Annotated in this window: 22 protein-coding genes and 1 tRNA gene; 9 read left to right on the forward strand and 14 right to left on the reverse strand. The window is 64.4% G+C overall.

Annotated elements, in window-relative coordinates:
* Positions 1–21: 21 nt before the first annotated feature.
* Entirely contained in the window at positions 22–609 is a 588-nt protein-coding gene (locus MPN20_RS08010) for a DinB family protein (protein WP_242780982.1), read from the reverse strand.
* A 90-nt stretch (positions 610–699) separates the two neighbouring features.
* Between MPN20_RS08010 and MPN20_RS08015 the strand changes: the two genes are divergently transcribed.
* From MPN20_RS08015 to MPN20_RS08035, 5 genes are all read left to right on the forward strand, one after another.
* Positions 700–1,041: a DUF202 domain-containing protein gene (locus MPN20_RS08015; protein WP_242781068.1), complete on the forward strand. Its 342-nt coding sequence runs from the start codon at positions 700–702 to the stop codon at positions 1,039–1,041.
* Positions 1,038–1,415, forward strand: a complete 378-nt coding sequence (locus MPN20_RS08020; protein ID WP_347566809.1) for a DUF202 domain-containing protein — start codon at positions 1,038–1,040, stop codon at positions 1,413–1,415. Before MPN20_RS08015 ends, MPN20_RS08020 begins: the two co-directional genes overlap by 4 nt.
* A 135-nt stretch (positions 1,416–1,550) precedes the next feature.
* Positions 1,551–1,871, forward strand: a complete 321-nt coding sequence (locus tag MPN20_RS08025; protein ID WP_242780984.1) for a hypothetical protein — start codon at positions 1,551–1,553, stop codon at positions 1,869–1,871.
* A gap of 130 nt (positions 1,872–2,001) precedes the next feature.
* Positions 2,002–2,928 (forward strand): AEC family transporter, encoded by a 927-nt coding sequence (locus MPN20_RS08030; protein WP_242780985.1) that lies wholly within the window; start codon positions 2,002–2,004, stop codon positions 2,926–2,928.
* Between the two features lie 154 nt (positions 2,929–3,082).
* Complete coding sequence (locus MPN20_RS08035) at positions 3,083–4,156, forward strand: TIGR01906 family membrane protein (RefSeq protein WP_242780987.1); 1,074 nt, start codon at positions 3,083–3,085, stop codon at positions 4,154–4,156.
* Between the two features lie 218 nt (positions 4,157–4,374).
* On the opposite strand, the gene ppk2 is transcribed toward MPN20_RS08035, so the two are convergent.
* Positions 4,375–5,277 (reverse strand): polyphosphate kinase 2, encoded by a 903-nt coding sequence (gene ppk2, locus MPN20_RS08040; protein ID WP_242780992.1) that lies wholly within the window; start codon positions 5,275–5,277, stop codon positions 4,375–4,377.
* A gap of 138 nt (positions 5,278–5,415) precedes the next feature.
* Entirely contained in the window at positions 5,416–6,768 is a 1,353-nt protein-coding gene (locus MPN20_RS08045; protein WP_278189757.1) for an MFS transporter, read from the reverse strand.
* A gap of 99 nt (positions 6,769–6,867) precedes the next feature.
* On the opposite strand from MPN20_RS08045, the gene MPN20_RS08050 reads away from it, so the two are divergent.
* The 3 genes from MPN20_RS08050 (at position 6,868) to MPN20_RS08060 (ending at position 8,721) form a co-directional block, all read left to right on the forward strand.
* A tRNA-Leu gene (locus MPN20_RS08050) sits at positions 6,868–6,941 on the forward strand.
* Positions 6,942–7,020: 79 nt separating this feature from the next.
* On the forward strand, positions 7,021–7,473 hold the full coding sequence (locus MPN20_RS08055) for a hypothetical protein (protein ID WP_242780998.1): 453 nt from the start codon (positions 7,021–7,023) through the stop codon (positions 7,471–7,473).
* A gap of 162 nt (positions 7,474–7,635) precedes the next feature.
* Positions 7,636–8,721 carry a carcinine hydrolase/isopenicillin-N N-acyltransferase family protein gene (locus MPN20_RS08060; RefSeq protein ID WP_242781000.1) on the forward strand — a complete coding sequence of 362 codons (1,086 nt, stop codon included), beginning with the start codon at positions 7,636–7,638 and terminating at the stop codon, positions 8,719–8,721.
* Here MPN20_RS08060 and MPN20_RS08065 read toward each other — a convergent pair.
* Positions 8,703–9,077 (reverse strand): helix-turn-helix domain-containing protein, encoded by a 375-nt coding sequence (locus MPN20_RS08065; RefSeq protein WP_242781002.1) that lies wholly within the window; start codon positions 9,075–9,077, stop codon positions 8,703–8,705. The two genes, MPN20_RS08060 and MPN20_RS08065, sit on opposite strands and share 19 nt — an antisense overlap.
* Before the next feature lie 79 nt (positions 9,078–9,156).
* On the opposite strand from MPN20_RS08065, the gene MPN20_RS08070 reads away from it, so the two are divergent.
* Positions 9,157–9,762 (forward strand): NAD(P)H-binding protein, encoded by a 606-nt coding sequence (locus MPN20_RS08070; protein ID WP_242781004.1) that lies wholly within the window; start codon positions 9,157–9,159, stop codon positions 9,760–9,762.
* A gap of 186 nt (positions 9,763–9,948) precedes the next feature.
* On the opposite strand, the gene MPN20_RS08075 is transcribed toward MPN20_RS08070, so the two are convergent.
* From MPN20_RS08075 to mfd, 10 genes are all read right to left on the reverse strand, one after another.
* Complete coding sequence (locus MPN20_RS08075; protein ID WP_242781009.1) at positions 9,949–11,322, reverse strand: NAD(P)/FAD-dependent oxidoreductase; 1,374 nt, start codon at positions 11,320–11,322, stop codon at positions 9,949–9,951.
* 135 nt (positions 11,323–11,457) lie between these two features.
* A complete protein-coding gene (locus MPN20_RS08080) occupies positions 11,458–12,810 on the reverse strand; it encodes a S8 family serine peptidase (RefSeq protein WP_242781010.1) in 1,353 nt (450 codons plus the stop codon).
* The gene (locus MPN20_RS08085; RefSeq protein WP_242781015.1) at positions 12,807–13,754 is read right to left on the reverse strand and encodes a Ppx/GppA phosphatase family protein; all 948 of its coding nucleotides are present in this window, start codon (positions 13,752–13,754) and stop codon (positions 12,807–12,809) included. The genes MPN20_RS08080 and MPN20_RS08085 overlap by 4 nt, the downstream gene beginning before the upstream one ends.
* Before the next feature lie 9 nt (positions 13,755–13,763).
* The gene (locus MPN20_RS08090) at positions 13,764–14,405 is read right to left on the reverse strand and encodes a DUF501 domain-containing protein (RefSeq protein WP_347566810.1); all 642 of its coding nucleotides are present in this window, start codon (positions 14,403–14,405) and stop codon (positions 13,764–13,766) included.
* On the reverse strand, positions 14,405–14,896 hold the full coding sequence (locus MPN20_RS08095; protein WP_242781016.1) for a septum formation initiator family protein: 492 nt from the start codon (positions 14,894–14,896) through the stop codon (positions 14,405–14,407). The genes MPN20_RS08090 and MPN20_RS08095 overlap by 1 nt, the downstream gene beginning before the upstream one ends.
* A 287-nt stretch (positions 14,897–15,183) precedes the next feature.
* Positions 15,184–16,464 (reverse strand): phosphopyruvate hydratase, encoded by a 1,281-nt coding sequence (eno, locus tag MPN20_RS08100; protein ID WP_242781017.1) that lies wholly within the window; start codon positions 16,462–16,464, stop codon positions 15,184–15,186.
* Between the two features lie 108 nt (positions 16,465–16,572).
* Positions 16,573–17,376 (reverse strand): tyrosine-protein phosphatase, encoded by an 804-nt coding sequence (locus MPN20_RS08105; protein ID WP_242781018.1) that lies wholly within the window; start codon positions 17,374–17,376, stop codon positions 16,573–16,575.
* Entirely contained in the window at positions 17,373–17,927 is a 555-nt protein-coding gene (locus MPN20_RS08110) for a MazG nucleotide pyrophosphohydrolase domain-containing protein (RefSeq protein WP_242781020.1), read from the reverse strand. The genes MPN20_RS08105 and MPN20_RS08110 overlap by 4 nt, the downstream gene beginning before the upstream one ends.
* 187 nt (positions 17,928–18,114) lie before the next feature.
* Complete coding sequence (locus MPN20_RS08115; RefSeq protein ID WP_242781021.1) at positions 18,115–18,309, reverse strand: CsbD family protein; 195 nt, start codon at positions 18,307–18,309, stop codon at positions 18,115–18,117.
* A gap of 99 nt (positions 18,310–18,408) precedes the next feature.
* Positions 18,409–22,017 carry a transcription-repair coupling factor gene (mfd, locus tag MPN20_RS08120; RefSeq protein WP_242781023.1) on the reverse strand — a complete coding sequence of 1,203 codons (3,609 nt, stop codon included), beginning with the start codon at positions 22,015–22,017 and terminating at the stop codon, positions 18,409–18,411.
* Positions 22,018–22,144: the final 127 nt, after the last annotated feature.

Consider the following 22,144-nt stretch of genomic DNA (forward strand, 5'->3'; position numbering starts at 1 on the left):
TGGGCTCAGGCGTTGGTGGGCTCAGGCGTTGTCCGCCAGTCGCCGCAGCTTGGCGAGGTAGGCGTCCCAGTTCTGGTCCTCGGGCATGTTCGGGTTGGTCGCATTGAGTCCGACCTGACCGTCGATGGCCTCCCGGATGACATCAGCCTGCCCGAGGTGGCGGGTGAGGTCGACGAGCACGTGGGTCATCATCTGGGCCAGGGTCACCGTGTTCCTGTCGGCGGGCCAATGCGGAACGGCTCCGATGGCGTCAAGAGGCAGGGAGGCGAAGGTCTCGTCCGCGAAGTCCCAGACCCGGTGGTAGAGGTCGACGATGGACGTCGACGTTTGGGTCTCGGTGGCAAACCAGTCGGCCTGCGGGTCGTTGTCGAATTCCTCGAGGGTGATGACTTCGTCGTGGTTCGGCCACGGGCGGCCGAAGGTATCTCCGAAGTATCCGATCTCTACGCCGGCCATGTGCTTGACGATTCCCAGCAGGTTGAGGCCTGTGGGTGTCTGCGGCGAGCGCAGCTGCTTTTCGCTCAGCCCGTCGAGTTTCCACAGCAGATCCCTGCGCGAGGCTCGCAGGTTGTTGCCCAGGATGGCCTTCATCGCGGCTTCGTCGATCATGGTCCCAGTCTGCCTCACACGCCCGGCGGCGAATACCGTTATCCTCGAAGTGTGGACCCCGATGACTCACGCAGCAGGATCGCCCGGCGGATGTTCCCCGACGGCGAGGATCCCGACCCCCGCTTCACACTTGCCAACGAGCGCACGTTCCTGTCGTGGATTCGGACGTCTCTTGCGTTCATCGGCGGTGGAATCGCGGTCGAGGCTTTCACCTCGGCGATCTTCACCCCCGGCCTGCGTGCCACCCTGTCGATCGTGCTCATGGTCATCGGCTTCATCCTCGCCGCCGGCGCCGCGTTCCGGTGGCATCGGATCGAATCGGCGATGAGGCGCAAGACCTCCCTGCCGCTGCCTCTCATCATTCCCATCGTCAGTCTCGCCTCGGCACTGGGTGCCGGGCTTCTCGTTCTGGTCTTCGCCGGAGTGCTGTGAGCACTCCTCGCCCTCAGAATCCCCGGCGACCCCCTCGTCCCCCGCGGCCCCAACCGCACCAAGATCCGGGCCTGCAGCCAGAGCGCACCACTCAGTCGTGGCTGCGCACGAGCCTGACGATGACGGTCGTGAGTCTGCTCTTCATCCGCTGGGTCAACGTGTTCGGTTTCCTCTCCGTCGTCATCTTCGTCATCTGCCTGGGCCTGGCGATTTCGGCCATCGCTCTGCAGGTGCGCCGGTACCGCCTCGGCGCGGTGTCCATCCGTGCCGAACGGGGCCGCCCCACACCGTGGGCCGTCCTGTTCCTCACCAGCTCGGTGTGTCTCATCGCCCTCCTCGGGATCGCCTCGGTCCTCAAGATCGCACTCGGCTGACCCGACCCACCTCTGCTCGCGGAACTCCACCTGCGATGACGATGAGGGCTGTGGACCCTTGGGCTTCGCGAATCAGCGTTCCTCGTTGTGAGACCGCCTGCTCGTCGACGGCACCCGTTCTCTAAACTGGTCCCCATGAAGGATGCACAGGACGTTTCCACAGCCCCCATCGTCGCCGTCGGACTCATCGGCGGATTCCTCACCGCCCGGGAGACCGGGATCCGTCCCCTCGGCGGAGTCGTTCTCGCAGCGGCGGGTGCCTATGCTGCGCGCACGTGGTTTCAGAAGCAGGGCTGGCCGACAGCGACAGCTCTGACACTGGGCTACCTCGGCGGATTCGGCGCCTCTCACCCGCTGGCGAAGAAGATCGGCGCGTGGCCCGCTGTCTTCACCGTCGCCGGTGCCAGTGCCCTGGCGGCCCACTTCGCCGTCGACTCGGCCGACAGCAGCGACTGAACCTGATCGCCTCTCGGCTCAACGCCGTCCTCTGAGCACCTCCGCTCAGCACCTGCGGCGGCCCACCTCGGCGGCTCATTTCAGCGCCCCACCATCACTTGGCCCAGGAAGCGAGGATCACCGGTAGCCCATGCTGGCCGTTTTCGAAGGTTTCGCCGTCATTGCGGCAGTCATTCTCGTCGGGTTCGTCCTGGGACGCTCCGATGTCCTCGGGCCCCATGGCCAGCAGGTCATCGCGAAGCTCGTCTTCTACGCCGGCACCCCGGCGCTGCTCTATGTCACCGTCGCGGACACCGATCTGGGGCTGATCTTCAACACGGCACTGCTGGCAACGGGCGGGTCAGCTCTGCTCGTCGCGATCATCCTGTTCGTCCTCACCCGTTGGGTCCGAAGACGCAGCACAGGTGAAGCACTGTTCTCCGCCTGGTCCGCAAGCTACGTCAACATCGGCAACCTCGGCATCCCGATCGCCGCCTATGTCCTCCACGACATCGGATACGTTGCACCTGTCCTGCTCTTCCAGCTGCTCATCCTCGCGCCGATCGGCATGGCCGTCCTCGACTCGGCCGGCAAGAAGAAGGTCGACCAGCACTGGTATTCGGCTCCTCTGCAGATCCTGAAGAACCCCATCGTCCTCGGTGCTGCTGCCGGAGTGGCCGCTTCCGCGACGAGTTTCGAACTCCCCCGCTTCATCTTCGAACCCATCGACATGATCGGTGCCATCGCGGTTCCCGGTGCGCTGCTGGCCTTCGGAATCTCGCTCAAGGACGGATGGGCTCTTCCTGCACGCGGGACCCGCAAGCAGCTCACCTTCATCACCGTCGCCAAACTCATCGTCCAGCCCGTCCTCGCCTGGGTCATCGGCGGACCTCTGCTGGGCTATGAGGGCATCGCCCTGTTCGCCATCGTCGTCACCTCGACCCTGCCGACTGCACAGAATGTCTACATCTACTCGATGCAGTACAAACAGTCCGAAGCGCTGATGCGCGATGCCGTATTCATCACGACAGTCCTGGCCGTACCTGCCCTCGTCATCGTCGCCGCCCTGCTGGGGTGAGAGGAACCGGACCGACGGGGACCACGCACGTCGGTGACTGCGGGGCCGCCTCGGTGATCTGGGCGTCTCGGTGACTGCGGGGCCGCCTCGGTGATCTGGGCGCCTGTGGCGTGTCCTACACCGGTTGTTCGGCCGGGTCACTGACAATGGAAACGTGGCTGGAGACGAGAAGAACGAGACCGAAGACCTCCTGAGCAGGCGGATGAGTTCAGGATCCAGTAGTGCTGCCGAAAAGCAGACGGATCCACCGCTGGAGGCGGCAAACGACCCATCGACCGACACCGAGGCGTTCGATCCGATCAAGGATCCCATCGCCAAGGACGAGCCGAGGCCCTCAACCGGACCGGTGCGAGTCGCACCTGCGCATTCGTCGAATCCGACGGAGGCCACCAGGTCGAACGCCCACGCGACGTCCCGGACCCGTGAGGTCCCAGCCAACGCCCACACCTCGGTGATGAGCGAAGCGGACTGGGCCGCGGTGACGCAGGCTGCGACCGCGTCCGACGTTCACGAGCCGGAGGTCCCCGAGCACCGAGGCAACGTCCTCGACGTCATCGGCACCATCTGGATCACACTCGCCACCCCTTTCATCCTGCTGGCTCTGGCCGTGCGCTTCGTCGCATCGGGGCTGTTCCTCAAGTTCGAGTACTTCCGCCCCGGATTCCCTGCCGACCAGTTCGGATTCGGCAGTGCCGAGCGCGAGCATTACGGCACCTACGTCATCGACTACCTGTCGAACCTCGATTCGCGCCGCTACCTCGCTGATGTCGTCATGCCCAACGGTGAGCCCGTCTTCATCTCCGAAGAGCTCAACCACATGGCCGACGTCAAGAGTCTCATCTCGCTGCTGTACCTGGTCGCGATCATCGGCATCATCGGCGCCGTCCTCTTCGCGCTCTACCTCTCGCGCCGGCACGGACCCGGCATGAATCTGGGTGTGCGCCTCGGGTCGATCCTCAGCGTCATCGTCATCGCCATTGCGGCGGTGCTGGCGTTCCTCGGCTGGGACAGCTTCTTCCGCGGCTTCCACAAGATCTTCTTCTCCAACGGGACGTGGGAGTTCTACACGGATGATTCGCTCATCCGACTGTTCCCACCCCAGTTCTGGGTCGACTCGGGCATCGCGGGCGGCGGGCTCTTCCTACTCATCGCCATCGTCCTCTTCTGCCTCAGCTTCGCCGGACACAAGAAGCGCCGCGCCCGCCGGAAGGCGCTGCGCGAGGCCTGAGCTCAGGCATCACAGAGTCCGGGCACACAGAGCTCGGACACACAGGGTCCGGGCACAACAGAGCCCGGGCACACAGCTGCGAGGTCGCGCCTCGCTCCACGGTTTCGGCCGGGTGGTCTTTCCCCTTCCACCCGGCCGCACTTATGTCCGCGGTCAGTGGGCCTGAGCCTCAGTCGGTCTGAGCCTCAGCCGACCTGAGCCTGACTCGACCTGAAGCCTCAATCGTCGACGGCGTCGCGTCCGCGGCGGATGATGAGCGGATCGGGGTCGTAGACGACCTCTGTGTCCTTGCCCTCGTAGTCGAACTGGTTGAGGAAGTAACGGATGGCATTGAGCCGAGCGCGCTTCTTGTCGTTGCTCTTGATCGTGATCCACGGGGCGTGGTCGGTGTCCGTGCGGCGGAACATCTCTTCCTTCGCCGCGGTGTAATCCTCCCACCGGCCCAAGGATTCGAGGTCCATCGGCGAAAGCTTCCACTGCCGCACGGGGTCGATCTGGCGGATCGCGAACCGCGTCCGCTGTTCGTGCTGGGTGACGGAGAACCAGAACTTCGTGACATGGATGCCCGAGTCGATGAGCATCTTCTCGAACAGCGGAGCCTGCTCCATGAAGATCTCGTATTCCTCGTCGCTGCAGAAGCCCATCACGCGTTCGACGTTGGCTCGGTTGTACCAGGAGCGGTCGAACATGACGAACTCACCGTCCGTGGGCAGGTGCGCGATATAGCGCTGGAAATACCACTGACCGGCTTCTTTGTCCGAGGGTTTGTTCAGCGCCACAACGCGGGCCGCGCGGGGGTTGAGATGTTCGGTGAAGCGTTTGATCGTGCCACCCTTGCCGGCTGCGTCACGTCCTTCGAAGAGGATCACGTGTTTGCTGTCCGTGTCCTGTCCCCAGTACTGGAATTTCAGGAGCTCCACCTGCAGCTGGTACTTCTCGAGTTCGTATTCCTCGCGGTCCATGAGCTCGGGGTACGGATAGCCTTCGCGCCACGTTTCGACGGCGCGGCCCATCGGATCGATGAGGTGCGGATCCGTGGTGTGGCTGTCTTCGACCGTGTAGCCCTCCAGCCGGAGCTTGTCGATGTACTCGCGCAGGTTCTCCTTGAGCAGGTGGTTCACGAACTCTCCTTCACATCGACTTCCGACTGGACAGGAAACAGAACCCCGGACATTCGGGGCTGCCGCAACTCGCGCAGAGACGGCGACTCGCGCGCAGGTCTGCAGTTTCACATGCAGGCTAGTGCGCCCAGGTGAACATCAGGTTATGCGATCAATGTCCCGCTTCGGAAGCATTCCGAGACTGAGCAGCGGTGCCACGGCAACGATGCCGAACGACAGCGGGTATCCGAAGACCGTGATGAGTGCGCCGAATCCTGGGCCCAGAATCGCCGACATCACGAACTGTCCCGTGTTCTGTGTGCCCAAAGCCTTGCCCGACCACTTCGGGCCCGCTGCCTCGGCCACCGAGGCGAAGGCGAGACCGTTGTCGGCCACCGACACGGTGGAGGCGAGGATGAAGACGACCGCGGCGACGACCGGCATCGGAGTCAGCGAGATCAGCGCGATCGCGGCCACGAGGACGACAGCGGCGATGGCCACGATCCGCATCAGACCGACGCGGGACCCTAACCTGTCCGAGAGCCCGCCGACGACCATCCGTCCCAGCGCTCCCACGATCTGTGAAGCCGCGACGATTCCGCCGGCGATGCCCGCGCTGATGTGCTGGTTGGCGATGAGCCAGATCAGACCGTAGGTGGAGAACGCGAACTGTGGGATGACGAGCAGTGCAGAAACTGCGTGGATACGCCACAGGAACGAATCCGCACGGTACGGGTTCGTCACGTGCGCGGTCTGCAGAGGGGATCCCCCCGCCGAGGTGGTTGCAGGCTCCCCCTCCCCCGCCGAGCTCGCGGGGTCGGGATCCGAAGCCGAGATCGGCTGAGCATCCGAGGCTGAGGCTGGCCCCACCTCGGCGGCGGGAGGATTGCGGACGAGGGCAAAGCACACGATCGTCATCGCACCGGTGACGATGGCTGCGAACCAGAGGTAGCCGACGAGGCCGTTCGCGGCGGCGATCGGCGGGATCGCCAGGGCGGCCACGCTCGTACCCAAGGGCGGTGACATCTGACGGATGCCCATTGCCAGGCCGCGCCTGTAGCGAGGGAACCATCCCATGACCACGCGCCCGCTGGCCGAGTTCACCGAGGCGGCAGCCGCACCGGAGGCGGCGATGGCGATGACGGTCCAGATCGGTGATCCGACGACGAGCACCGCGAGTGCAGAGATCAGCGCGGTGAGCCCGATGCCCAGGGTCATGGCGAGGCGTTCGCCGAAGCGGTCGGCGAACGCGCCCCAGGCGATGAGGGTGACGATGAGGCCGAAGCTCGGAGCCGCTGCCACAGTGCCGGCTTGAGTCAGGGAGTATCCGAGGTCCGTATGCATATACGGGATGAGGAAGGCGGGGCCGGTGATCGCGACCGTAGCCGCCATCTGGGACAGCACACCGACGACGAGGATCACCCAGGCTTGTCTGCTGGGTGGGGGCTCGAACATAAGTTTGAGACTAGTCGTCTCACCAATAGGGCGCTGTTCTGTCTCAGATCGCGGCAGGAGGGATTACGCTATACAGTGATTCCTGGCGCTGCGGAGTCCCGGCTCTTCGCTCACGTCGCTCATGCGAGCCGATGTCACGCGGTCAGCGTCAGTCATCCCCCCATAGCCCAATCGGCAGAGGCAGTCGACTTAAAATCGATTCAGTCTGGGTTCGAGTCCCAGTGGGGGGACTTCTTCTGTCGCCAAGAGCTCAGCGACCGCAAGCCGGTGTGGTTCGCATCCCGACGACGGCCCAGGCAAGATGGTGACATGACCACACTGCTGCTCACTGCGCAGGAACCACCCCTGCCCGTCGACGACGAGACCGATCCTCGCGTCGGCGCCACAGTTGGACCCGCTGTGCTCTTCGCGTGCGCCACTGCCTCAGGAGACAATCGCGTCGCATCCACCGAGTATCCGCGCCCTCATGACGCGAAGCCCGCGCTGGCCAACCGCCCGGTCGCCTACCGTGAAGCCGGAGCCGATTGGCATGAACTCGGCTATGAAGCCGCCGATCATTGGGAGAACCTCTCCTCCGAGCTGCGCGAGCGACTCATCGCAGATAGGACGGCGCAGGTCAGCGTCGCGGAGTACTCGGCGACCACCGACGGCGCCAGTGCTTCGATGATCACGAACAACTGGGTCCACTCTGGTTCACCCCGGATGTACCGCATCGCCGGCGAACTGCGTGAACTCGCCGAGGTGGTTGCGGAGCTGAGCTGAACAGCTGATCTGTCCATTGCCGTGGTGACGAACCGATCCAAGGAGTCGCGCCGAAAAACTGAGTCGCCGACAGTCCGCAGGAGTAGGATTCACACCAACCGCAACGTGGCGGTGCTGAACCGCCGCCATGCGACTCAAACAGTCCACGGACAGGTAAGGACCATGGCAGACAAATCGACGCCCACCGCAGACATCACACGACGATGCCTGCTGGTTGCAGGAACCACTTCAGCCGCCCTTGGGCTGGCCGGTTGCGCGTCAGGAGACGGAGGAGCCGAAACCTCCGATGCCTCTCCCACCACCGGCGGTGCCGACTCCGCTCAGCACGCACAGCCGCTGTCGATCACCCAGACCGACGCTCAGGCGGCAGCGACCCTGGCCTCCTGCACTCGCCTCGACGGACACCCGATGTACCACCTGACATGGGAGGGTGCGCCCGCTGAACTGGGCTCGCCTAACGACACGAACGCGGCGGCTCAGCCCACTGGCTTCGCCTGCACTCTCTTCGCAGCAGCCGATGCTGACGGGGCACCGCTCGTTGCCCGGAATTTCGACTGGGAACCGGGCCCCGCCTCGGTGGTGGAATCGACTTTGGACAACGGGCGCAGGACTGTGTCGGTCACGGATCTTCGCTATGTGGGCGTCGAATCGGAGTCGGATCTCGACGACAAGAAGAAGGCAGGTGGCCTGACTCGAGCTCAGGCGTACTCCTTCGACGGCATCAACGACGCCGGAGTGTTCATCGGGCTGGCCGCCGATGCCTCGGCCCGGGCGGAAGTCGTCGACGGTCGCAGCTACATCGGCGGACTCGGCATTCAGCGCATGGTGCTCGACCACGCCGACACGGTTGACGACGCGATCGAACTCTTCGACAGCTACAACATCGACTTCTCCGGCGGCCCCGGACTGCATTACCTTCTCGCCGACAGCAAGGGCGGCAAGGCAGTCGTCGAATTCGATGCCGGGAAGCTTGCCGTCATTCGCCCACCCTCAGGGCAGCCGTGGATGTGCCTCGAGAACTTCCATATGTCCTCGACTGCCGAAGACGCCCGCAGCGTCCATTCCCGCTACACCACCTGCGCCAAGTCTCTCGATTCCTCGCGCGGCAAGATCTCCGTCGACGACGCCTTCAGCCTCCTCGACGACGTGCGTCAGCCGCAGACCCAATGGCAGAGCGTCTACAGCCTGGCCGCGGGCACGCTCAAGGTCATCGGCGAGAAGACTCACGATTACGAGCTGAGCAGCTGACGATCACGACTGTCCTCAATGGCCGCAACATTGAGCTCCGCCCATCGACGCAGCGCCGCAACGGGCCCCTGCAGCGACCGGCCGAGGTCAGTCAGGGCATACTCAACCCGCGGAGGCACTTCCGCGAACACCTCTCTGGTGACAAGTCCGTCAGCGACCAACGATCGCAGCGTCGAGGTGAGGACCTTCGGAGTGATCCCACCGATGGCCGTCCGGATTTCACTGAATCGCTTCGGTCCCCCATCGAGGATCTCGATAATGAGGACCGTCCACTTATCCCCGACACGGTCGAGGACGACTCGCGTGGGGCACTCGGGGTCGAAGGCATCGCCTTCCCAGGAAACTTTCACACTCATCCCCCAATAGTATCCTTGAGGTACTCGGTATCCAAACGATACTGTTGAATCAACATCCGATTCAACGAGAGGAACCACTATGAAGATCGCACTGTTCGGAGCATCCGGCATGGTCGGATCACGCCTGACCAAGGAAGCAGCTGAGCGCGGACTCGAAGTCACCGCCATCACCCGCTCCGGCGACAAGGTCCCCGGAGCAGCACAGTCCCTGAAGGGCGATATGGGAGACGCGGACTTCGACCGCCAGATCGTCGCCGACCACGACGTCATCGTCTCGACCACAGGCCCCAGCCGCACCGGCGGATCCCATGACGAATGGCTCAAGGCCGTCGAAACGCTCGCGAAGGCCAGCGGCGACAAGCGGGTCTTCTTCGTCGGCGGTGCCGGATCGCTGCTCGTCGGCGATACCCAGCTCAAGGACACCGAAGGATTCCCGGCCGCCTACAAGGCCGAATCGGACACCGCCTCGATCGCACTCGACAATCTGCGTGCAGGCAACTGGTCCCCGTGGACGCTCATCTCCCCCGCACCGGAGATCGCCCCGGGTGAGCGGACCGGAAAGTACTCGACCGAGCGCGACGTCCCTGCCGGGGATTCGGTCTCAGCGGAGGACTTCGTCGTGGCCATGGTCGACGAGATCGTCGATCCCCAGCACATCGACGCCCGGTTCACCGTCGCGAACTGACAACCTCGCCGAGGCGGAGCCCACGTCAACGGCGCCCGCGACGACAACGGTCACCCCACCTCGGCGGGCGGCAAGTGGGGCCGCAAACGAGAGAACGCCGGGAGTGCAGTGCACTCCCGGCGTTCCTTGCGAACTCATCAGGCTGTCTGCACCGAGACAATCGGTGCGCCCAGCCTCACTCAGGCATCAGGCCTTAGCGGCTTCCTTCTTCGGAGCCGGCTTCGAGTTGGCGGCCTCGACGAAGTTCTTGCGGGGAACATCGAGGTCGGCCAGCGGCATGGCGTCGCGACCGACAACGGCGTTGATGATCCAGTTGCCGAAGACCTTCACCTTGCGGTCAAGGGTCGGGATCGCGTAGCCGTGGTAGGCGCGGTGCATGAGCCAGGCGAGGAGTCCGCGGGCTTCGAAGTCGCCCATCTGCGAGACGCCCTTGTACAGTCCGAGACCAGCGACCGAGCCGATGGTCTTGTGGAAGTACTGCTTGAACTCGGTCTCTCCGCGCAGCGCGGCGAGAACGTTGGCAGCCAGCACCGGGGCCTGACGAACGGCGTGCTGTGCGTTAGGCACGCAGTAGCCGCCGACTCCGCCACCGGAGAGGTCGGGAACCGCAGCATTGTCGCCGGCGGCCCATGCGCCTTCGACGACACCGTCGTCACCTTCGACGCGCAGGTCAGCGCGAACAGTCACGCGACCGCGCTCATCGAGAGGCAGATCCGAGTCGACGAGGAGCGGGTTGGCCTTGACGCCTGCCGACCACACGATGGTGTCAGCGTCGAATTCTTCGCCGCTGGAGAGCTTGACGTGCTTGTCGGTGCAGTCCTGGAGGAACGTCTCGAGGTAGACGTCGATGCCACGCTCACGCATGTGCTCGACGACCCAGCGAGCCTGGGCTTCGCCGACCTCGGGCATGACGCGACCCAGTGCCTCGACGAGGACGAAGCGGACATCGGCTTCGGTCAGCGTCTCGTACTGAGCCACTGCGGAGCGGACGACGTCTTCGAGTTCCGTGAGGAGTTCGATGCCGGCGAACCCGCCGCCGACGAAGACGAAGGTGAGAGCCTTGCGGCGTTCTTCGTCGTCTTCCATCAGCGAGGCATCGGCCAGGCGCGAGAGGAGGTGGTCGCGCAGGGCGACGGCTTCCTCGATGCGCTTGAGCGCGATCGCGTTCTCCTTGAGACCGGGGATCGGCAGCGCACGGGCGACCGAGCCGGAGGCCATGATGATGTGGTCGTAGTCGAGCTCGAATGCTTCGTCGTTCTCAGGCTCGACGGTGACGAACTTGTCGGCGTGGTTGATCGACGTCACCTTCGCGGTGATGACCTCTGCACCGGAGAGGTTGCGACGCAGCGGCACGACAGCGTGACGCGGTTCGATCGACCCGGCTGCCACCTCGGGGAGGAAGGGCAGGTAGGTCATGTAGGGGTTGGGGTCGACCACGGTCACGGTGGCTTCGCCACGGCCGAGGTTCTTCAGCAGATTCTGTGCGGTAACGAGACCAAGGTAGCCGCCACCAACGACGAGGATTCGAGGACGCAATTTTGAGTTTCTGATGAGTGCCATATTCTCATCTTAGGCCTTTGTGAAAACTTTCACTAATTGTCTGCAGGCTGTTTTTCGACGCTCCAGCTCAGAGGTATTGCGCCCTGCATTTCAGACGTATCCGACCCGGCATCCCACCTGTCGTGCTCAAGTCGGTCACCGTCGGCGACGGATGAAGGCCACTGCCGATGCCACCAACAGGATCACAGCGACCAGTCCCCCGATGCCGAGCACCGCGAAGCCGAAGGTCGGTGTCGACTGCGACGCAACGACATCTTTCGGTGCAACGGCCTTCGGGCGGCCATCCTCGGCGGGGGCCGCAGTTTCGGTCTCGGCCGGGTCGGCTGCCGCGCGCCGGTGCATCTTCACCCAGTTCTCAAGGTCATCGCTGGCGCTGGGCACCGACTTCGGGACATCGGCCTTCATCGCGGCCTTCGGGTCGAGTCGACCCCAGCCGACGATCGGATCGGGTTTGCCCTTCTTGCTCCGGCCTTTGTGCCCGTCCACCTCCGCTGCGGACGAGAGCAGCTTGGCGCTGACCTCGTCGGCGCTGAGGTCGGGGTTCTCCGACCGGATGAGCGCTGCGACACCGGAGACGACGGGTGAGGCGAACGAGCAGCCCTGCCCTTCGGCGTATCCGCCCGAGTAGTACGGGATCGGAATGTCCGTTGCCGGGCCCATGAGGTCGACGGCAGTGCCAGGGGCCGTGGAGTTCTTCAGCACGCGCCCCTTCTTGTTGAGTCCACCGACGCCGATGACGCCGGGAACGGTCGACGGGGACCACGCCTGGGTCGCGCCCTGAGAGGCGTTGCCGACGCAGGCGACGATGACGACGTCCTTCTTGTAGGCATAGGCGAAAGAGTCATCCCAGCTCTCGGGCCAGGCGGGATCGTCCCAACCCAAGGACATATTGATCACCTTGGCGCCGGAGTCGACGGCCCAGCGGATCGCTTTGTTGGCCTGCTCCCGCGTCGACCCGGATTCCTTCGGACGGTCGGGGCCCAGCCACATCGAGGCCGAGAGGATCTTCGCATCAGGGGCGACCCCTGTGGGCCCTGCACCGTCACCCTGCCCGGCGATGACACCGGCGACTGCGGTTCCGTGGTGGATCGTCGTCTCACCGCCGATCGGAGTCTTGCCGTCCTTGTCGAGACCGCTGAAGTCCTTGGCTTTGGTGACGACGCCCTTGAGGTCGTCGTGATCGGCATTGACGCCGGAGTCGATGACAGCGACCTTCACGCCTTTGCCCGTCGACTTCTTCCACAGGTCGTCGATGCCGTAGTCCTTGATGAACCACTGTCCGGGTCCGGGCTCGGGCGCAGCCATGGCAGGTTGGGTGGTTCCCACGACCAGACTCAGTGCGAGCGAGCCGACGAGTGCGAGCTTCGCCGCATGCTTGATCGACCGGCCTGCGGCTGTGCCGGAACGCGCCGAGGTGTGCGCGCGTGCGCGAGTCGTGGTGCGTCCCGCCAACCTGCGTGGCCGACCGAGCTGTTCGGCCGGGTTCACGACTGTGGGCGCGCCAGGTCGAGCGCGATGCCGTCGAGGATGTCCGTCTCGGACACGAGTATGTCGAGTTCGGCGCCGGCAGCCCGGACGGCAGAATCGATGCGGGCGACGACACGGGAGAAGAGCAGTCCTCCAGCCGCGATCACGTCGACGCGCCCCGGATGCATGTAGGGCAGAGCGGCGCGGGCTTCGCGATCCATGCTCAGCAGCTGCTCCGCCTGCCGCTCGACGTCCTGCACACTGAAACGGGCGCCGTGGATCTTCTCCCGCTGGTAGCTCTCGAGGCCAAGGATCCCGGCCGTCAGCGTGGTGACGGTGCCGGCGACGCCGATGAACGTGCGTGGAGCGGAGAAGTCGACGATGTCGGCCGCTTGGTCGAGTTGGGCGTCGATGTCGTCAATCGCGGCGGTGATCTGAGTCTGATCGGGCAGCTCGACGGACATGTGGCGTTCGGTCAGGCGCACGGATCCGATGTCCATGCTCACGGCCGAGTCGACGTCTCCGGTGCCTAAGACGAGCTCGGTCGAACCGCCGCCCAGATCCATGACCATGAACGGACCGGCCGCAGCGCTGCGGCCTGCGGTGGCTCCGAGGAAGGACAGGTGTGCCTCTTCGTCACCGGTGATGACATCGGGGACGATACCGAGGATGCTGAAGATGCCGGCGAAGAATTCGTCGCGGTTCTTAACGTCGCGGCTAGCGGAGGTCGCAACGAATCTCAGCTTCTCCGGGGAGTACTCAGCGGCCACCTCGGCGAATTCCCGGGCTACGGCGAACGTGCGCTCGAGTGCCTCCGGGGCGAACTCACCTGTCGCGTCGACCCCTTGGCCGAGACGAACGATGCGGGTCTCGCGGCGCAGATCGGTCATGGCACCGTGCTCATCGACATCGGCGATGAGCAAGCGGAGGGAATTAGTCCCGCAGTCGAAGGCGGCAACGCGCATGAGTCTCTCCTACTCCGTCGGCTCGGGCGCCGTGTCGGTCGGTTCCATGTCGGTCGGTTCCGTGGCGGTCGGTTCCGTGGCGGCCGTGGGGGCATCCGTTTCTGAGGCATCCGCTACGGGAGCGCCGGCGGCAGAGGCATCGGCGAAGACTGAGCCCGCCGGCGTCGGCACATCGGTCATGAAGGAGATCGCACGATCGCCGATCGGGTTGACTCCTGGCCCCGCGGCCAGGGAATGGCCGACGAGAGCGTGGAGGCACTTCACCCGGGTGGGCATGCCACCGGCGGAATAGTCGTTGATCTCGGTCACCTCGGCGATGCCGGCTGTGGCACCGATCTCCGAACGGGCGGCCAGGTAAGCAGCATGCGCCTGCGCATAGGCGGCTGCCAGCTCGTCATCCTCAGACACTTCGGACGACCATTCGGCCATGATTCCCGAGGCCTCGAGGCGTGAGCATTCGGTGACGAAGGCGGGATGGGTGAGGTAGTACGTGGTGGGGAACGGCGTCCCATCCTCGAGCCGAGGCGCAGTGGCCACGACCAGGGGCTCACCCGAAGTGCTGCGGGCGGCGATGCCGACGACCCCGCGAGGAATGCGTCCGAGCTGTTCCTTCAAGGTTGCAAAGTCCGCCTCGGTGCACTCTGTGATCATCAGCCCTTCTCCACGGTATTGCCGACCTCTTGAATCGACTCCAGCAACTCAAGGTACCAGGCCTGCTTGCGTTGCGGGCGATCCGAATCCGAATCGTCACCTTTGATGGCGTCCTGATTGGTGACGATGACCGCGTTCTTCCCCTTCTCCACGTAGTACTGGTCGGCGCGAGCCTTGCGTTTGATGTACTCGGGGTTCCTGAGGTTCTCGTTTTTCGACTTCAGCGCCTGGACTTCGGATTTCGTCGAGTCGATCTCGCTGTTGAGCGCCGCGATCTGCTGAGCCTGCTTGACGGCGGAGTTGATCGGCTGGAGGAAGGCGAAGAGGACGATCGCGATGGTCACGAGGAAGATGCCGGTCTGCCAAGACAGTCTCCGCCTGCGTGCTTCAGGGGATGCGGGAGCTTCGGCGACAGGTTTCGGGCGCCGCCGGGAAGCGGCTCTGCCCGGAGCCGACTTGGGGGCGCTGTTTCTCGGTTTGCTCGGAACCATGGACTCTTTCCTCTGCGACCGGGGATGGGGAAGGCAGTCGCAACACGTCTAAGTCTGCCGTGTCCGGTACCGGAGCGCGAGGATTTCGCAGTCGTGGCGTGTTCGAATCCGCAAAAGCGCCGAGGCGGGGGCCGGGTGACCGCGTACGATCACTCGACCCCCGCCTCGGCGGGAGAACTGCGCCCTGCGCGGCGATGCCGCTCGGGGTGCGAAGCCGATCAGACCATCAGGCCGATCGATCTCTGGAACTGCTGAGACTGCTGAGACTGCTCAGGCTGCGAAGCGGATCAGGCTTCGAAGCGCGGGAAAGCAGACTTGCCCGCGTAGCGAGCGGCATCCCCGAGCTGCTCTTCGATGCGCAGCAGCTGGTTGTACTTGGCCACGCGCTCGGACCGGGCGGGAGCTCCAGCCTTGATCTGACCGGCGTTGGTAGCCACGGCCAGGTCAGCGATCGTCGTATCCTCGGTCTCACCCGAGCGATGCGAGATCATCGTCGTGTAGCCGTTTGACTGTGCCAGGCGCACCGCGTCAAGGGTCTCGGTCAGGGTGCCGATCTGGTTGACCTTCACGAGCAGCGAGTTCGCGGTGTCGTTGTCGATGCCGCGCTGGAGCCGCTCGGGGTTCGTGACGAACAGGTCATCGCCGACGAGCTGAACCTTCGAACCGATCGAAGCGGTCAGGGTGGCCCAGCCGTCCCAATCGTTCTCGTCGAGGGGATCCTCGATGGAGACGAGCGGGTACTTGGCCAGCAGCTCCTCGTAGTAGGCGGCCATATCCTCGGCCGACTTCTTCCCGCCTTCGAACTCGTAGGACCCGTCGGAGTAGAACTCCGAGGAGGCGACGTCGAGTGCCAGGGCGATGTCCCGACCGGGACGGTGTCCGGCGAGTTCGATGGCCTCGCAGATGAGGTCGAGGGCGGCGGCGTTGGAGTCGAGGTTCGGTGCGAAGCCGCCCTCATCGCCGAGACCGGTCGAGAGTCCGCGTTCCTTGAGCACGCCCTTGAGCGCATGGTAGACCTCGACGCTCCACTGCAGTCCCTCGTGGAAGCTGGCCGCACCGATCGGGGCGATCATGAACTCCTGGATGTCGACATTGGAGTCGGCATGCGATCCGCCGTTGAGGATGTTCATCATCGGCACGGGCATGACATGGGCGTTCGGTCCACCGAGGTAACGGTAGAGAGGCAGGTCAGCTGACACTGCGGCCGCGCGGGCCACTGCCAGCGACGTGCCCAGCATGGCGTTGGCGCCGAGGCGGGACTTGTTGTCGGTTCCGTCGAGTTCGATCAGGGCCTGGTCGACCAGACGCTGATCATCGCTTTCGAGCCCGACGATGACCTCGTGGATCTCATCGACGACTGCGTCAACGGCATTGGTGACGCCTTTGCCCAGGTAGCGCTCCGGGTCACCGTCGCGCAGTTCCACTGCTTCGAACTCACCTGTGGAGGCACCGGATGGGACACCGGCACGACCGACGGACTCATCGGCCAACAGCACTTCCACCTCTACGGTGGGATTTCCCCGAGAATCCAGGATCTCACGGGCGTTTGCGGCAACGATCTCAGCCACTGATTACTCCTTCGCAATTGGTTTCACATGGGGAACATGTGCCTGCAGGACAGCTTAGTGCACCGACACGCCTCGCTCATTCTCCGACAGCAGGAGGTCTGTGCCCAGTCAGAAAGCGTCCGGGACCGACTCCAGCAGCAGCTGACGGAGACGGGCGGGAGTCTGCGGATCCATGCCGTGTTCGAGCAGGTACGCCTCGACGCCGCCCGCGCCGTGCTGTGCGTCGATGGAGTCGAGGACTCCTGCCATCAGCTCGGGCGGCGCAGCGGTCGCTGTCTCGGCGAGATTCCCGGAGATGCCCGCATCGGCGAAGTTCCTGGTGATGTTCTCAAGGAAGCCACCAGAGAGATACTCGGCGGTGACCGAGTATTCGTCGAGGATGTCGCTTCGCTCGACGCCGAGGAGGCTGTGGAGGAAGGCCGAGACCGTCCCGGTGCGATCTTTGCCGGCCGAGCAGTGGAAGACCACTCCCTCGTCGCAGGTGTCGGCGATGAGGTCGACGGCCTTAGCCAGACGGGGACCGAAGTGGGCGATCATCAGGTCGTAGATCCTGCTCAGTGACCGGTCGGACAAGTCGAGGCCCGTCGCTGCTGCCATCTCCTTCATCTCGTCGATGCTGAGACGCTTGGCCGGGAAGAAGTGGTCGTCGAAGATCGGAAGTTCGACGTACTCGACGTCGAGTCCGTCGAGAGCATCCGGCAGCTTCGACCGTTCACCGATGTCACGCAGATCGATGACGGTCGAGATGCCGAGGGCGCGCAGGTCGGCTCGCGATCTGTCGGTCAGCTGGGCAAGACCGTCGGAGCGGAATACCTTGCCCTGGGCGACTGCAGACTCCCCCGCCGAGGTGGTCGCTCCCCCGAGGTCGCGGAAGTTGAAGGTGCCTTCGATGTCGATGCGGTCCAAGCTCACTGTTTCGTGTCTTTCGTCGGAAAGGATGGAGACTGCTGCTTCTCTTCTGCTTTGATGCGCCGGTACTCGCGTTCGACATCTTCGAGCGGGGGCATAGCACCATCATCGCTGTGGCTGCCCTCGCCGAAGGCCAACGGGTGACGGCGAATGAGCTTCTGCTCAAGCCCGTCGATGATGAGGCCCAGCGTGTGACCGTACGGTGTCGCGCCGCTCTCATCGAGCAGCGCCGAGTGGAACAGCACCTGGTAGAAGACGTCACCGAGCTCTTCGACGACGGCAGCGCGATGGGCTGGACTCGCGTCGCTGCGATAGTCCTCAAGCGCTTCGATGAGCTCCTCGGTCTCCTCGCGGGCGAACTTCTTGAGGCTGCCGTGATCCTGCTGGCTCGACCATGGGCACCGGCGGCGCAGCGTCGCCATCGCGTCGATCACACCATCGGCGCGAGCCTCGCTGGTCGCGTCGCCGTCAGTTCGAGCCTCGCTGGTCGCCACGCCGTCAGTGCGCGCGTCGCCGTCAGTTCGAGCCTTACTCACACCGTCATCTTCACCCATGTCTGCTGCTCTCCACTCTATCCACGCCCGAAAGCGCCCTCTGCGCTTCACTCAGCCGCCGCAGGCAGCCGACGACATCACATCAACTGACATCCCTGGATCTCCAAACGATTGCTCTTCACCGACGAGAATGGTCCCCACCGCCGAAGCGATGGGGACCGAATTCCGCATGACGTGGCGAACCGTCTTACTTGGTGAACTTGTCCTTGATGTCGTCACCGAGGTCTTTGACCTTTTCGCCGACCTGCTTGGTCTTGGCCTTGAGCTGGTCAGCAGCGCCCTGGTTCTTGAGCTCGTCGTCACCGGTGGCCTCACCGATGGTCTCCTTGGCCTTGCCGGAGAATTCTTCTGACTTGTTCTCGAACTTATCGTCGAAACCCATGTTGTCCTCCTTTGATATTGGGCACTGGAGTGCCCTTACGCCGCACTCTACGCCATCTGTCCGACGCAAAGCTGAACGGTCACGGAATGCGAAGAATAATCAGACATTGGCTTCGACGGTCTCCGAAACCACGACGGGAACGATCGCATCGAGGAATTGGTGAGCCCAACGCAGGATGTCGGAATCCGTCATCTCCTTCGCACCGAAGCCGTTGCCGTCCATCGGCTTCGGCACGAGCACGGAGCGGATCGTGGGCTTGAGCAGCGACTTCGGGTACAGACGCTTGAGTCGTACGAGCTGGGAGTCGGCAAGCTCGAGCGGTCCGAAGCGGACGAAGTTGCCCTGCACGACGATGTCATTGACGCCCGAGGCCTTCGCACGGATCCGCAGCCTGGCGACATCGGCGAGCACGCCGACGGCCTCCGGGTACGGACCGTAGCGGTCGACGAGTTCGTCGAGGACCTCCTGCAGCTCCTTTTCGTTCGTCGCTGCCGCAAGCTTCCTGTACGCCTCGAGGCGCAGACGCTCATGATCGACGTACTCGGCAGGCAGGTGCGCGTCGACAGGCAGTTCGATCCGCATATCCGCCTCGGGCTCGGTGTCCTCGCCGCGGAAGTTCGCCACAGCCTCGCCGACGAGCCGGACATAGAGGTCGAATCCGACGCCTTCGATGTGGCCGGACTGCTGCCCGCCGAGGAGGTTGCCGGCTCCTCGGATCTCGAGGTCCTTCATCGCCACCTGCATGCCCGCGCCCAGCTCCGTATGCGCGGCCAGAGTCGTAAGCCTGTCGTGGGCTGTCTCCGTCAGCTGCGTCTCGGGTGGGTAGAGGAAGTAGGCGTAAGCACGTTCGCGACCGCGGCCCACCCGACCTCGCAGCTGGTGCAGCTGGGACAGTCCGAAGCGATCGGCATTGTCGATGATCAGCGTGTTCGCGTTGGCGATGTCGATGCCGGTCTCGACGATGGTCGTACAGACCAGCACGTCGAACTTCTTCTCCCAGAAGTCGACGATGACCTGCTCGAGGCGGTGTTCGTTCATCTTGCCGTGGGCGATCGCGATCCGTGCCTCGGGCACCAGCTCGGCGATGTGCGCGGCCACCGACTCGATGTCCTTGACTCGGTTGTGGATGTAGAAGACCTGACCCTCGCGCATCAGCTCACGACGGATCGCAGCCTTGATCTGCTTGTCCTCGCGCTTGCCCACATAGGTCAGAACCGGGTGACGCTCCTCCGGCGGGGTCGCCAGGGTCGACATCTCCCGGATGCCGGTGACTGCCATCTCCAGGGTGCGCGGGATCGGCGTCGCCGACATCGCGAGCACGTCGACGTTCGTGCGCATCGCCTTGAGCGTCTCCTTGTGCTCGACGCCGAAGCGCTGCTCCTCATCGATGATGACGAGTCCCAGGTTCTTGAACCGCACCTCACCGCTGAGCAGGCGGTGCGTGCCGATGACGAGGTCGAGTTTGCCTGCCGCCAGGTCCTCGACGACCTTGTCCGACTCCTTCTTCGTCTGGAAGCGCGAGAGCGCACCGACAGTGACCGGGAATCCCGAATAGCGCTCGGCGAAGGTCTCGAAGTGCTGCTGGACGAGCAGGGTCGTGGGCACGAGGACGGCGACCTGCTTGCCGTCCTGGATTGCTTTGAACGCAGCTCTGACCGCGATCTCCGTCTTGCCGTAGCCGACGTCGCCGCAGATCAGTCGGTCCATCGGCACCGACTTCTCCATGTCGGACTTGACCTCGTCGATCGTCGTGAGCTGATCGGCGGTCTCCACGTAGTGGAAGGCGTCCTCGAGCTCACGCTGCCAGGGAGTGTCCGGACCGAAGGTGTGGCCGACGGTGGCTTGGCGGGCCGAGTAGAGGCGGACGAGTTCGCCTGCGATCTCCTTGACCGCCTTGCGCGCCTTGGCCTTCGTCGTCTGCCAATCCGCGCCGCCCATCTTGTTGAGGCTCGGAGCCTCACCGCCGACGTAGCGGGTGATCTGGTCGAGCGCATCGCTGGGCACGTAGAGACGGTCCCCGGGCTGACCACGTTTGGCCGGGGCGTATTCGACGATGAGGTATTCGCGGGTGTGCTTGCTCGCACCCTTGCCCGTGGTCCGCTGAGTCATCTCGACGAACTTGCCGACACCGTGCTGGTCGTGGACGACGAAGTCGCCCGGTTTGAGGTTGAGCGGATCCACCTGGTTGCGCTTGCGGCGGGTCGGCAGTCGGCGCATGTCCCGCGTCGAGGTTGCCGCAGCGCGACCGAGCACATCGGCCTCAGTGAGGACGGCGAGCTTGAGATCGTCGAAGACGAAACCGCCGAACGGTGCCGCCGTGGTCACGGTGACGAGAGCGTCGGGGAGGTCGCTCGGATCGTCGACGAAGGTCGCGGGCACTCCGGCGTCGGAGAACACTTCGACCATGCGCTGGCCTGGTCCATGCCCCTCGGTCAGGACGAGGATGCGCCATTCATCGTGGATGAGACCTTTGACGTCGGCGAGGATCGCTTCGACGTCACCGGCATAGCCGCGAGGCGTGCGGGCCGGAATCGAGAACAGATTGTCTGTGGGCGCGGCGAGTTCCTCATCGGTGGCGAATCCGCCGATCTCCCACCAGGCGAGTCCGATGAGGCGAGCGCCCTCCTCCATCTCGTCGAGGGTGCGGAACGTCGCTGCCGAGAGGTCGATCGGAGAGTCACCTCCGGCAGCTGCTCCGGACCATGCGGCTTCGAGGAATTCGTTCGTCGTCACGACGAGGTCGGCAGCTCTGGCCGCCACCCGTTCGGGTTCGGTGATGATGATCTTCGTGGCTGCGGGCAGCAGCGCGATGATCGGCTCCATCCCGTCGGCAAGCACAGCCGAGAGCGATTCCATGCCTTCGACAGCGACTCCCCCGGCGATCTTGTCGAGCATGTCGGCTGCGGCAGGCAGGGTCGGAGCCAGCGCGGCTGCCCGCTCGCGAATGGAATCGGTGAGCAGGAGTTCACGGCACGGCGGCGCCGAGAGCCATAGCGGCGTGGCGCCCTCTTCCGCCGCGATCGACCTCTGGTCGCTGACGGAGAATTCGCGGATCTCATCGACCTCGTCACCGAAGAATTCGATGCGCAGAGCATGATCTGACGTCGGTGGGAAGATGTCGACGATCCCGCCGCGGACGGCGAACTCGCCTCGGCGGGAGACCATGTCGACCCGTGAGTACGCGAGTTCGGTCAGGCGCTGTGCCAGGCCGTCGATCTCGCATTCGTCGCCAATGGCGACTTCGACCGGTTCGATCTCGCCGAGGCCCTTGACCAGCGGCTGCAGGAATGCGCGGACCGGGGCGATGATGAAGGTCAATTCATGGCCCGGACGCGGATGGGCCAGGCGGCGGAGGATCTCCAGACGCTGTCCGACCGTGTCCGAGCGCGGTGAGAGCTTTTCGTGCGGCAGGGTCTCCCAGCTGGGGAAGACCGCGATCGTGTCCTCGTCCACCCAGTCGGCCAGTGAGCGGGCGAGGTCCTCGGCCTCACGGGTCGTGGCCGTGACGATGAGCTGAGGCGCCGAGGTGGTCGTGCCGTCACCGGCAGACGAGCCTTGGCCCGCCGCGACGACCGTGCGCCGCAGGATCGAGGGCCAGAGGCCCCGGATCGCATCGATCGTCCCACCGGTCGTACTCGGGTCGTTGAAGGCTTCGACGAGTTCGGTGATAGTGGGATTCTGGCGTGTGAGATCGAGTCCGTTGAGCACCAGGCAATTCTAGGGCACGGGCCCGACACGACTGAAGAACAGGAGACGAACGCGACATTCGGGAGCGAAGGCATCCCACTGGGGAGGGGGTCAGACGCACGGATCATCGGCAGGAGGCGGACCCGGT

This window comes from Brevibacterium sp. ZH18, assembly GCF_022748595.1.
Classification (GTDB): Bacteria; Actinomycetota; Actinomycetes; order Actinomycetales; family Brevibacteriaceae; genus Brevibacterium.